General features: G+C 56.7%; 12 protein-coding genes and 1 rRNA gene. 8 read left to right on the top strand and 5 right to left on the bottom strand.

Annotated elements, in window-relative coordinates:
- Positions 1-109: ribosomal RNA gene (rrf, locus tag ACJ8PI_RS23895) — 5S ribosomal RNA — on the top strand; the annotation flags it as partial.
- Positions 110-362: 253 nt separating this feature from the next.
- Here the strand turns inward: rrf and mobB are convergent.
- Together mobB and mobA are read right to left on the bottom strand one after the other, a co-directional pair.
- Complete coding sequence (gene mobB / locus ACJ8PI_RS23890; protein WP_047569984.1) at positions 363-881, bottom strand: molybdopterin-guanine dinucleotide biosynthesis protein MobB; 519 nt, start codon at positions 879-881, stop codon at positions 363-365.
- Positions 878-1,468 (bottom strand): molybdenum cofactor guanylyltransferase MobA, encoded by a 591-nt coding sequence (gene mobA / locus ACJ8PI_RS23885; protein ID WP_103830335.1) that lies wholly within the window; start codon positions 1,466-1,468, stop codon positions 878-880. Before mobA ends, mobB begins: the two co-directional genes overlap by 4 nt.
- A 148-nt stretch (positions 1,469-1,616) precedes the next feature.
- Between mobA and ACJ8PI_RS23880 the strand changes: the two genes are divergently transcribed.
- The 3 genes from ACJ8PI_RS23880 (at position 1,617) to dsbA (ending at position 3,624) form a co-directional block, all read left to right on the top strand.
- A complete protein-coding gene (locus ACJ8PI_RS23880) occupies positions 1,617-1,886 on the top strand; it encodes a YihD family protein (protein WP_033638631.1) in 270 nt (89 codons plus the stop codon).
- A 98-nt stretch (positions 1,887-1,984) separates the two neighbouring features.
- On the top strand, positions 1,985-2,971 hold the full coding sequence (locus ACJ8PI_RS23875; RefSeq protein WP_047569988.1) for a serine/threonine protein kinase: 987 nt from the start codon (positions 1,985-1,987) through the stop codon (positions 2,969-2,971).
- A gap of 29 nt (positions 2,972-3,000) precedes the next feature.
- Entirely contained in the window at positions 3,001-3,624 is a 624-nt protein-coding gene (dsbA, locus tag ACJ8PI_RS23870; protein ID WP_004931264.1) for a thiol:disulfide interchange protein DsbA, read from the top strand.
- Between the two features lie 46 nt (positions 3,625-3,670).
- Here dsbA and ACJ8PI_RS23865 read toward each other — a convergent pair whose 3' ends face one another.
- Positions 3,671-4,567: an acyltransferase gene (locus ACJ8PI_RS23865; RefSeq protein ID WP_015379457.1), complete on the bottom strand. Its 897-nt coding sequence runs from the start codon at positions 4,565-4,567 to the stop codon at positions 3,671-3,673.
- Between the two features lie 497 nt (positions 4,568-5,064).
- Between ACJ8PI_RS23865 and polA the strand changes: the two genes are divergently transcribed.
- The gene (polA, locus tag ACJ8PI_RS23860; RefSeq protein WP_164134769.1) at positions 5,065-7,866 is read left to right on the top strand and encodes a DNA polymerase I; all 2,802 of its coding nucleotides are present in this window, start codon (positions 5,065-5,067) and stop codon (positions 7,864-7,866) included.
- 191 nt (positions 7,867-8,057) lie between these two features.
- Positions 8,058-8,105 carry a spot 42 RNA, inhibition of DNA synthesis gene (locus ACJ8PI_RS23855; protein WP_071892919.1) on the top strand — a complete coding sequence of 16 codons (48 nt, stop codon included), beginning with the start codon at positions 8,058-8,060 and terminating at the stop codon, positions 8,103-8,105.
- 279 nt (positions 8,106-8,384) lie between these two features.
- Here ACJ8PI_RS23855 and yihA read toward each other — a convergent pair whose 3' ends face one another.
- Positions 8,385-9,029 (bottom strand): ribosome biogenesis GTP-binding protein YihA/YsxC, encoded by a 645-nt coding sequence (gene yihA / locus ACJ8PI_RS23850; protein ID WP_019452177.1) that lies wholly within the window; start codon positions 9,027-9,029, stop codon positions 8,385-8,387.
- A gap of 734 nt (positions 9,030-9,763) precedes the next feature.
- Between yihA and yihI the strand changes: the two genes are divergently transcribed.
- Together yihI and hemN are read left to right on the top strand one after the other, a co-directional pair.
- The gene (gene yihI, locus ACJ8PI_RS23845; RefSeq protein WP_049234118.1) at positions 9,764-10,303 is read left to right on the top strand and encodes a Der GTPase-activating protein YihI; all 540 of its coding nucleotides are present in this window, start codon (positions 9,764-9,766) and stop codon (positions 10,301-10,303) included.
- 182 nt (positions 10,304-10,485) lie between these two features.
- Positions 10,486-11,859, top strand: coding sequence for an oxygen-independent coproporphyrinogen III oxidase (gene hemN / locus ACJ8PI_RS23840; RefSeq protein WP_164134770.1), 1,374 nt, complete (start codon positions 10,486-10,488; stop codon positions 11,857-11,859).
- Positions 11,860-11,893: 34 nt separating this feature from the next.
- Here the strand turns inward: hemN and ACJ8PI_RS23835 are convergent, their stop codons facing one another.
- Positions 11,894-12,016: a YshB family small membrane protein gene (locus tag ACJ8PI_RS23835; protein ID WP_015379453.1), complete on the bottom strand. Its 123-nt coding sequence runs from the start codon at positions 12,014-12,016 to the stop codon at positions 11,894-11,896.
- Positions 12,017-12,075: the final 59 nt, after the last annotated feature.

Genomic DNA, 12,075 nt, shown 5'->3' with positions numbered 1-12,075 from the left:
GCAATAGCGCGGTGGTCCCACCTGACCCCATGCCGAACTCAGAAGTGAAACGCCGTAGCGCCGATGGTAGTGTGGGGTCTCCCCATGCGAGAGTAGGACACTGCCAGGCATCAAATAAAACAACAAGCCTCATGCGAAAGCATGGGGCTTTTTGTTTTGTCTGTTATCTGGCGTTCTGCTCGAGCATGGCCATGCGAAAGGCCCGTCGGGAACGGGCCTTAACGCCGCGTGCGGCGGCCCCGGAGGGGAGAGTCTCAGGATGAGACGAATTGTGTAGGACACTGCCAGGCATCAAATAAAGCTGAAAGCCCTGAACTGACGTTCAGGGCTTTTTGCTATGCGTAAAACGCAAAAAAGCGCAGCTACGCTGCGCCTTTCAACCACTCGACAATAAAGTCGGCGATGCTTTCCGGTTGATTGAGATCCAACTGCTTAGCCGCGATGGATAGCGGCCGGTCGCTGGCTACCGCCACGACAAACTGATCCAGCATGTCTTCCAACGGTCTGCCGATCTCGGCCCGATAAAGCAGGATCTTGCTGACCGGCTCATGTTTGAACCCTTCCACCAGAATCAAATCGACCTTATCGGCGTCAAAACGCCCTGCCAGGTAGCGTAGATCCAAAGGTTGTTGCTCCGGCGTTTCGGTCATCAATGCCCAACGGCGATCGCTGGCGACCAGCGTTTGGTCGGCACCCGCTTTGCGCAGCTCATAGCTGTCTTTACCCGGCGTATCCACATCCATGTCGTGATGCGTATGCTTTATCAGTCCAACCCGCACCTGGCGCTGTTTCAGCATTGGGATCAATTGCTTGAGCAGGGTGGTTTTCCCCGTCCCGCTGTAGGCGCCGATGGCCAGCAAAGGGGGCAATGAACGATTCATGTTTTTAGCTCTCGTGCTTGCTGCCAGTGCAGGCAGTCTTCCGGCGTATTCAGGTTATGAAATGCCGTTTGCTGCCCGCTGAACACCACGCGTTGTGCGTTAATCTGATGCAAGAACAGCATCAGCTTGCGTTCACCGCGCGCCAGATAGTTGGCCAGCTGCGGCGCTATTTGGGTATGCAATAATGCCAGCGTAGGGTGATCTCTTTCACCATCGCTGGCAAAGGCTGCTGGCGCCGCGCCTTTTTGCCGCCATAGCTGCGCGACTAAGTCGGCGGGAAAGTCGGGGACGTCACAAGGGACAAAAGCCACCCACTCGCTGGGAGATTGCTTGAGCCCGGCGAGCATCCCGGCCAACGGCCCGGCGAAATCGGGCGTCAGATCGCCAATCACCGGCAAACCGCTCGCCTGGTAACGTGCCTGATTGCGATTGGCGCTGATGGCGACGGAAGCCACTTGCGGCCGTAACCGAGCCAATACGTGTTGATAGAGTGCGATACCGGCAATCGACACCAGGCCTTTGTCTTCACCGCCCATACGCGTGGCCCGTCCGCCGGCCAAAATGACGCCGCTGATTTCTTTATGCATCTCGTTTATCCCGCCTTGTCGATGCGCTGATTGTAGCGCTAAAGCTGGCGCGACATCAGGATTTACCTTTATTGACAAGCCGGTTCTTTCACTGCGTGGGTAAGCCTGTTACTTTGTGAGTTTATTCATGCTATTGGACGATATTGAGATGAAAACGCATCGCGTAAACGAGTTGATCGAGCTGTTGCACCCGGCCTGGCAGGAAGATCCCGATCTCAATTTGATGCAGTTTTTGCAAAAGCTGGCGCAGGAAGCGGGCTTCCAGGGCGAGTTGTCCGAACTGAGCGACGACATTCTTATTTACCATCTGAAAATGCGCGGCAGCGCCGGCACGGATCAGATCCCGGGCCTGAAGAAAGATTACGAAGAAGATTTTAAAACGGCGCTGTTACGCGCTCGTGGCGTTATCAAGGACTGATCCTCGCGCGGTGCGAGAAAGCATAGCTCGTGAAAGGCGCCATTAATGCTACTATTTCTCATTCCCGGCACCGTGCTGTCAGCGATCAAACGAACGTTATGAATAACTCTGCTTTTAATTTCGACACCCTGTCGCCCGATTTGATTATGGACGCGCTAGAAGGGGTTGGCCTGCGCGTCGATTCAGGCCTGACGGCGCTGAACAGCTATGAGAACCGCGTCTATCAGTTTATGGACGAAGATCGCCGGCGCTACGTGGTGAAGTTTTACCGCCCGGAGCGCTGGAGCGCCGCACAAATCGGTGAGGAACATCAGTTCGCTCTGGATCTGGCCAGCGCGGAAATTCCTGCGGTGGCGCCGCTGGCGCTGCAAGGCGCTACGCTGCATACGCACGGTGGATTCTTCTTTACCCTGTTTCCCAGCGTGGGCGGGCGCCAATATGAGATAGACAACCTGGATCAGTTGGAATGGGTGGGTCGTTTCCTGGGCCGTATCCATCAGGTCGGCGGCGAGCGTTTGTTCGCCGAACGGCCGACGATGGGGGTTGAAGAGTATCTCACCGCCCCGCGTCAGGTGTTGGCCGATTGCGGGCTGTTGCCGGCAGCACAGCGTGACGCGTTCCTGCTGGCAACGGACAACCTGATTGCGGCGATCAAGGCGCACTGGCATCTGGACTGGCAGCCGCGCCGTTTGCACGGTGATTGCCATCCGGGCAATATTCTGTGGCGCGACGGCCCGCTGTTCGTCGATCTTGATGACGCGCGTAACGGCCCGGCGGTGCAGGACTTGTGGATGCTGCTGCACGGTGAGCGGCGCGATCAATTGATGCAGCTGGACGTCTTGCTGGAAGCGTACGGCGAATTTGCCGAGTTCGACCAACGCGAGCTGGCGTTGATTGAGCCGCTGCGGGCAATGCGCATGGTGTATTACCTGGCCTGGGTCGCCCGCCGTTGGCAGGATCCGGCCTTCCCTAAGAGTTTTCCGTGGATGGCGGAGTCTGATTTCTGGTTGTCTCAGACTGCGGCCTTCACCGAACAGGTTAAGCTGTTGCAGGAGCCCCCTCTGCAGCTGACGCCAATGTATTGAAGCTTTAACACAATGGAGAGTTTAGTCTTATGAAAAAAATATGGTTGGCGCTCGTTGGCATGGTGATGGCCTTCAGTGCCTCGGCGGCACAGTTCAGCGATGGCGCTCAGTACGTGACCCTGGACAAGCCGGTGACCGGTGAGCCTCAGGTGCTGGAGTTCTTCTCCTTCTACTGCCCGCACTGCTACCAGTTCGAGCAGGTCTATCACGTGTCCGAGAACGTGAAGAAGGCGCTGCCTGCCGGCACCAAAATGACCAAGTACCACGTTGAGTTCCTGGGGCCGCTGGGCAAACAGCTGACTCAGGCATGGGCGGTGGCGATGGCGCTGGGCGTGGAAGACAAGGTAAGCCCGTTGATGTTTGAAGCGGTGCAGAAAACCCAGACCGTGCAAACGCCGGACGATATCCGTAACGTCTTCGTGAAAGCGGGCGTGACCGCCGCAGATTATGACGCGGCATGGAACAGCTTCGTGGTGAAATCTCTGGTGGTTCAACAGGAGAAAGCCGCGGAAGATCTGCAACTGCGCGGTGTGCCGGCGGTATTCGTGAACGGCAAATACATGGTTAAAAACGATGGCCTGGACACCAGCTCGATGGACGCTTACGTGAAGCAGTTCGCCGACGTGGTTAAATTCCTCAGCCAGCAGAAATAAGCCAGATTCAACATGAAAAACGCCGGCGTTCGTTGCCGGCGTTTTTTTATCCGTATTGCCGCTTCAATTTATCCAGCAACCGATCTTTTTCCTGCCACAGCGTATTCAGCCACAGCTGGAAGCGCCGCTTGAACTGTTTGTCGTTGAAGTAGTCCCCGTGCAGGGTTTCATCGATCGGCAGCGTTTCTATTCTTACCACGATACGCGTCAGCCGCCCACACAGCATATCCATAAAGGGCCGTTGGTTATTTTCCGGATAGAGCAGGGTAACGTTCAACACTTTGTCGAACTGATTGCCCAGCGCGCTAAGGGTAAACGCGATGCCGGCGGCTTTGGGCGCCAGCAAATTGCGATACGGCGAATTGCTTTTAATTTTCTTGGCTTCGGTGAAGCGCGAACCTTCGACGAAATTGACGATGGTGGTTGGACGTTGACGGAATTTTTCGCAGGAACGGCGCGTGGTTTCGATATCCTTGCCGCGCTTCTCCGGATGCTTGAGCAAATAGGCGCGGGAGTAACGCTTCATGAATGGCATATCCAGCGCCCAGCAGGCTAGGCCGACAAAAGGCACCCAGGCGAGCTGTTGCTTGAGGAAATACTTATTCATTGGAATATGATTTCTGAACAGCACGCACAACACGACAATGTCTGACCAGCTTTCGTGGTTGCTGATCAGCAGATACCAGTTTTTGCGATCCAGCCCTTCCAGCCCTTCAATATCCCAACGCAATTGCCCGTTAATGCGCAATAACAGCGCCAGCCCCTGACACCAACACCACATCATGAAATCGGCGAAAGCAGAGATATATCGCCAGACGGCGGGAATGGGCACCAGGAGTTTCACGATGCCGGCCAGCGTGATGGGGATAGAACACAACACCGTCACCAGAATGGTGAGTATGACGGAAATGATAAAGATAACAGGCGTTAACAATCTTGGCATGGTTATGGGCTGACGGTTGTTGGGAACATCGTTGCATGCCGAAGCGCATGAACAAAAGCCTATTTTAACAGAGAATGTCGGGGTAAAGCGCCGCTAAAAATCACTGTTTTTGGCCTCGCCGGATAACCATTTGCCGAGTTTTTGTGCAACTTGTCCAGCTTGTGCTAAGGTAATTGAGGCGCCGAATTTGATTAATAGTGCGATTAAAATCCGGCGAAAGTTATATCCACAAATCCAATAAAAGCCAGTAATAAAGCGTCGCCGGAATTCGTTCTTTTAACGCGGTGATTTAAATAGGAATTTTATTCGCCGTTATAACGATAATCACAACGTTATAATTCGGTCTCTTTTCTATGCACAAAGTTATCCACAGGTAAGATCTTGCGGATCCTCGCGCACAATCTCATCATTTTCGTCCGCAATGCACGCTAAGGTTCGTCTCCGGCGGCCAGCTATGGCATGCTTACCCCTATGTCCGATCACGATAAAGAAACGCTATGGCCCAGATTGCAGAAAACCCACTAATCCTGGTTGACGGTTCCTCCTACCTCTACCGCGCTTATCACGCCTTCCCGCCGCTGACCAACTCGGCGGGCGAGCCGACCGGCGCGATGTACGGCGTGCTGAATATGCTGCGCAGCCTGTTGCTGCAGTATCAACCGAGCCACGTTGCCGTGGTGTTTGATGCTAAAGGGAAGACCTTCCGCGATGATCTCTTCGCCGAATACAAATCGCACCGGCCGCCGATGCCGGACGATCTGCGTGCGCAGATCGAGCCGCTGCACAACATGGTCAAGGCGATGGGCCTGCCGCTGCTGGTGACGCCCGGCGTTGAGGCGGACGACGTTATCGGTACGCTGGCGCTGGAGGCCGAAAAAGCTGGCCACGCGGTGCTGATCAGCACCGGCGACAAAGACATGGCGCAGCTGGTGACGCCGAACGTCACCCTGATCAACACTATGAACAACACCATCCTCGGCCCGCAGGAAGTGTGCGACAAGTACGGTATTCCGCCGGAGCTGATCATCGACTTCCTGGCGCTGATGGGCGATTCATCGGACAACATTCCCGGCGTGCCGGGCGTGGGTGAGAAAACCGCTCAGGCGTTGCTGCAGGGTATCGGCGGGCTGGATGCGCTGTACGGTAATCTGGAGAATATCGCCACGCTGAGCTTCCGCGGCGCCAAAACCATGGCGGCCAAGCTGGAGCAGAACAAAGAGGTCGCGTACCTCTCCTATAAGCTGGCGACGATCAAAACCGACGTTGAGCTGGATCTGACCTGCGCGGATCTGACGGTCTCTGCACCGGATGTCGATACGCTGCAGCAGCTGTTCAAACAGTACGAATTCAAACGCTGGCTGGCGGACGTGGAAGCCGGCGTATGGCTGGAAAACAAGAAAGGCGCGGGAGCGAAAGCTGCCGGCGGTGCCAAACCGGCCGCCGCCGCCGCGGAAGCGCCGAAGGCGCTGGCGGAGGCCAAGCTGTCCCAGGACGGTTATGTCACCATTCTGGATGAAGCGGCCTTTACCGACTGGCTGGCGCGGCTGAAAAAGGCCGATGTGTTTGCCTTCGATACCGAAACCGATGGTCTGGATACCCTGACCGCCAACCTGATCGGCCTGTCCTTCGCGATCGCGCCGGGCGAGGCGGCTTATTTGCCGGTGGCGCACGATTATCTGGACGCACCGCCACAGCTGGACCGCGCCTACGTGCTGGAAGCGCTCAAGCCGCTGCTGGAGGACGAGAAGGCGCTGAAGGTCGGGCAAAACCTGAAGTTCGACATGAGCCTGCTGGCGCGCTACGGCATTGAGATGCGCGGCATCGCCTACGACACCATGCTGGAGTCCTATGTGCTGGACAGCGTCGGCGGCCGTCACGATATGGACAGCCTGGCCGATCGTTATCTGAGCCATAAAACCATCACCTTCGAAGAGATCGCCGGCAAGGGCAAAAACCAGCTGACGTTCAATCAGATCGCGCTGGAGCAGGCGGCGCCTTACGCCGCCGAAGACGCCGATGTCACGCTGCAGTTGCACCTGGCGATGTGGCCGCAGTTGAAACAGAGCGCAGAGCTGCTGACGGTGTTCAACGAGATTGAAATGCCGCTGCTGCCGGTGCTGTCGCATATCGAACGCACCGGGGTGCTGATCGATCCGGCCATTTTGTCGGCCCACTCCCAGGAGCTGGCCAAGCGTCTGGCTGAGCTGGAGGCGCAGGCCCACGAGCTGGCGGAAGAGCCGTTCAACCTGGCGTCGACCAAGCAGCTGCAGGCTATCTTGTACGAGAAACAAAAGTTGCCGGTGCTGAAGAAAACCCCAGGCGGTGCGCCGTCCACCAACGAAGAAGTGCTGGCCGAGCTGGCGCTGGATTACCCGCTGCCGAAGGTGATCCTGGAATACCGCGGCCTGGCGAAGCTGAAGACCACCTATACCGACAAGCTACCGCTGATGATCAACCCGGTCAGCGGCCGGGTACACACCTCGTACCATCAGGCGGTGACTGCGACCGGCCGTCTCTCCTCGAGCGATCCGAACCTGCAGAACATCCCGGTGCGCAACGAAGAAGGGCGGCGCATCCGCCAGGCTTTCATCGCGCCGGAAGGCTACCGCATCGTCGCGGCCGACTACTCGCAGATCGAGCTGCGCATCATGGCGCATCTGTCACAGGATGAAGGGCTGCTGAAGGCCTTCGCCGAAGGGAAAGACATTCACCGTGCCACGGCGTCGGAAGTCTTCGGTGTGCCGTTGGATAAAGTGACCGGCGAACAGCGCCGCAGCGCCAAGGCGATTAACTTTGGCCTGATTTACGGCATGAGCGCCTTCGGCCTGGCGCGCCAGTTGGGGATCCCGCGTGGGGAAGCCCAGCGCTATATGGATCTGTACTTCGAGCGTTACCCGGGCGTGCTGGACTACATGGAGCGCACCCGTCAACAGGCTGCCGAACAGGGCTATGTCAGCACGCTGGACGGGCGCCGCCTGTACCTGCCGGACGTCCGCTCCAGCAACGCCATGCGCCGCAAGGCGGCCGAGCGCGCCGCCATCAACGCCCCGATGCAGGGCACCGCGGCCGATATCATCAAGCGTGCGATGATCGAGGTCGACGCCTGGCTGCAAGGGCAGGAGAAGCCGTTGGTGCGCGCGATCATGCAGGTGCACGATGAATTGGTATTTGAGGTGCATGAGTCGGTGATCGAAGAAGCCAGCCAACGCATCCGTCAATTGATGGAAGGCAGCATGACCCTGGCGGTGCCGCTGAAGGTCGACGTGGGCGTCGGCATGAACTGGGATGAGGCGCACTGATTACCGGGTTATCGCCGGATGCGCTAACTGGCGATAACCTAAGCACTTTTCGTAATTAAGCTACAAGATGCGGCGATAGTTTCCCCAACTTCGCCGTTCTTGCGCCGCAAATTGTGTAAGTAAACTACAAAAAATTCTTTTGCCCTGCGAAAAAATAAGGTAGAGTTACAGGCGTAGGGTACAGAGGTAAGATGTTCTATCTTTCAGACCTTTTACTTCACGTAATCGGATTTGGCTGAATATTTAGCCGCCCCAGTCAGTATTGACTGGGGCGTTTTTTATTGTAAAAACAGCAGCAAACCATACGTTTTTCCTATCGCTCCGCACCGCTTCTCGTTCCTGCTTCCCCCCCTCTCGACTCGCGTAATCCGGCGAGATAAGCCAGCCCTGGCGATAAGTTTTTATGATGGCTTTATTTCAGAACTGTAATTAGATAACAAAAAATCCCGCCTGCGGCTGAACTGCGGGTATAAAAAAGCCGATGCGGCGAGGCATCGGCTCTGGCGTTCGGCCTGGGCTTATTCGCCGGCTTCGTCTTCCGGCAGCACTTCCGGTGGGATCTCGTTAAACCAGGTGTCCAGCTTCTGGCGCAGCTTGTCGACGCCGATCTTCTTCAGCGACGAGAAGGCTTCAACCTGGATATCCCCCATAAACGGCAGCACCGCTTCACGCACCATATTGAGCTGCGCCTTGCGTGCGCCGGAGGCCAGCTTGTCGGCCTTGGTCAGCAGCACCAGCACCGGCGTGCCGACGTCGACCGCCCACTGGATCATCTGCTGGTCGAGATCTTTCAGCGGATGGCGAATATCCATCAGCACCACCAGGCCTTTCAGGCTGTTGCGCATCTGCAGGTATTCGCCCAGCGCGCGCTGCCATTTGCGCTTCATCTCTTCCGGCACTTCGGCGTAGCCGTAACCCGGCAGGTCGACCAGGCGGATGCCGTCTTCCACTTCGAACAGGTTGATCAGCTGGGTGCGCCCCGGCGTCTTACTGGTGCGCGCCAGGCTTTTTTGGTTGGTCAGCGTATTCAGCGCGCTGGATTTCCCGGCGTTGGAACGGCCGGCAAAGGCGACTTCAATTCCTGCATCCCCCGGCAGATGGCGAATATCGGGTGCGCTGGTGACGAAATGGGTCACATGATAGTTGTAGTTCTTGCTGGTCAAAATTTTTCGTCTCCGTGAGGATGGCTAACTGGTTGGCGATTATAACTGCATCAGCGGTAAAAATGGCGTGTTTCTCGGTTTTTAAGCGGCGGGACGCGATAAAACGACGGTTATGCCGCGCGTACGTTGTGAGACATTTGCCATTCGAATCGCGGGTAATGTCGCTTTATTCGAAAGTGATGTTTCTGTTTTTATTTTAAAAACAATATGTTGTTTTTTCGTTGTAGGGAAATGTCGTCCAAATCGGCGTCAGGTGCCTTGAGCCTTGGCAACAATAACGTAAAGTAGTCGTTAACGCAGGGTTGCGCAGGATTAAGGAACATCCGGGAAGGATGACAAATCTCAGGGAATGCACAGGGCGTGCAATGAGTGCCAGGATGAACGCAACAGGAAGTGACCCTTTCGCACCGGAACAGGCGGCAGGCACATCGGATGGTGAAGTATTGGCAGTTTGGATGCCGGCAGGAAGCTCGCTCGGGAAGAGCGGATGCGAATGGATTGCGCCATGGACGATTTTTCTTTCAGGATGAAGGACGTAGTGGCAGGGAATGCGGTTATAGCAGAAGGAAAAACCGGGATGTTGCATGTGCGCAAGGAGCGCGTAACTGGAATACCCTTCGCAAGAAGGTGCGAAATAGGCGGCAGGTTTAACCTGCCGCCTTTTTTCTTTGTCCGCTTTCTGCTAGATTCCGCCGCAATTCTATACTGAATCTACATACCTAAGAGCACACGCTATGAACCAGCCATCAAAAGCACCTCGCGGCAGCGCGGCGAAGTCAAAAACGAAAAAGAAAAGCCGTATGGAGCTCGATCAGGAAGCGCGCGAGCGCAAACGCCTGAAAAAGCGCCGCGGCCACGCTTCCGGTTCGCGCACCCAGGTCGAGTCCGGCAGCCAGAAGAACAAATCGGCGGCGGAAGCCAAAGATCCGCGTATCGGCAGTAAAGTGCCGGTAGCGCTGGTGGTCGACGAAACCAAAGTGAAGGCCAAACCGCAGCCGAAGCCAAAGGCCGAAGCGAAACCGCGCCTGTCGCCGGAAGAAGAGCTGGCGAAGCTGGAAAATGACGAACGCCTGAACGCGCTGCTGGATCGCATCGACGATGGCGAAACGCTGAACGCGGAAGAGCAGACCTATGTCGACAAAACGTTGGATCGCATCGATGTGCTGATGGACGTGTTGGGCATCGAACTGGGTGAAGACGACGAAGAAGAAGAAGAGAAGCAGGAAGATATTCTGAAGCTGCTGAAAGGCGGCAACCCGAAAGACGCTTTTTAACGCGCTATGTGGCTAATCCCGGCAATAGCCCTACTCTTGATGTGTTATCTGCTGTGGTTATTCGGTAAACTATGGCGGCTGTCTAAGCGCAAAGCGCGTTTTCGCAGCGCTTCCGTGGCCAGACAGCGCAGACAACCGCCTCTCTCCAGGCCCGGTAGAAAAAGATATCGGAAGGAGTGAGCATGTCAGAGCAGACGATTGTCTGGGATTTGGCCCTGATCCAAAAATATAACTACTCAGGGCCGCGTTATACTTCATACCCCACGGCGCTGGAGTTTAACCAGCGCTACGACGAAGCGGCGTTTCAACGCGCCGCTGCGCGTTACCCTGAGCGGCCGCTGTCGCTGTATGTGCATATCCCTTTCTGTCATAAGCTGTGTTACTTCTGCGGCTGCAACAAGCTGGTGACGCGCCAGACCCACAAGGCCGACGAGTACCTGAACGTTTTGGCGCAAGAGATCGCCAGCCGTGCGCCGCTGTTCGCCGGCCGCAAGGTCGGCCAGATGCACTGGGGCGGCGGTACGCCGACCTACCTGGATAAAGCGCAAATCAGCCGGTTGGTGGCGTTGCTGCGCGAACACTTTGATTTCCTGCCCGATGCGGAGATGTCGATCGAGGTCGATCCGCGCGAGATAGCGCTGGATGTGCTCGATCATTTACGCGTCGAAGGCTTTAACCGTCTGAGCATGGGGGTGCAGGATTTCAACAAGCAGGTGCAGCAGTTGGTCAACCGCGAGCAGGACGAAGCCTTTATCTTCGCCCTGATTGAGCGGGCCAAAGCGCTGGGCTTCCGCTCGACCAATATCGATCTGATCTACGGCCTGCCGAAACAGACGCCGGAAAGCTTCGCTTTCACGCTGCAGCGGGTGGCTGAACTGAATCCCGATCGCCTCAGCGTGTTCAACTACGCGCATATGCCAAACTTGTTCGCCGCCCAGCGCAAAATCAAAGACGCCGATCTGCCCAGCGCCCAGCAGAAGCTGGATATTCTGCAGCAGAGCATCGCTTTCCTGACCGGCGCCGGCTATCAGTTCATCGGCATGGATCACTTTGCGCGCCCGGACGACGAGCTGGCAATCGCCCAACGCGAAGGCAAGCTGCACCGCAATTTCCAGGGCTATACCACCCAGGGCGACAGCGATCTGCTGGGGCTGGGCGTGTCGGCCATCAGCATGCTCGGCGACAGCTATGCGCAGAACCAGAAAGAGCTGAAGCGTTACTATGAGAGCGTACCAGCGCAGGGCAACGCCCTGTGGCGCGGGCTGGCGCTGACGGACGACGATTGCCTGCGGCGCGATCTGATCAAAATCCTGATCTGCAATTTCCGGTTGGCGTATCAGCCGCTCGAACGGCAATACGGCATCGATTTCACCGCCTACTTCGCCGAAGACCTGCAGCTGCTGGCGCCGTTTGAACGCGATGGGCTGGTGGAGCGCGACGAGCAGGGCATTCGCGTCACGCCGCGCGGGCGCTTGCTGATCCGCAATATCTGCATGTGTTTCGACCGCTATCTGCGGCAACAGGCGCGCAGCCAGCAATTCTCACGGGTGATCTGAGGATGAAAAAACAGCCGCTGATGCGGCTGTTTTTTTAACTGAAGAAGTTAATCAGCGCGGCGCACAATACCGCGGCAACCGCCGCCTGCGGGGTGTGGCTGGCGGCGGAGCCCAGCTCCGCGCCCTGAGAAATGAATACGATGAATGAGTCCAGCATCGTCAACCTCCAGAGTGTGCGACACGATCATACTGCGCCCGCACCGGCTGTAAAGCCTG

It is taken from the genome of Serratia sp. CY82433 (genome assembly GCF_052166535.1).
Lineage (GTDB): Bacteria > Pseudomonadota > Gammaproteobacteria > Enterobacterales > Enterobacteriaceae > Serratia > Serratia sarumanii.
The sequence above is the reverse complement of the archived record's forward strand: the minus strand, read 5'-3'. Positions and strand labels throughout refer to the sequence as shown.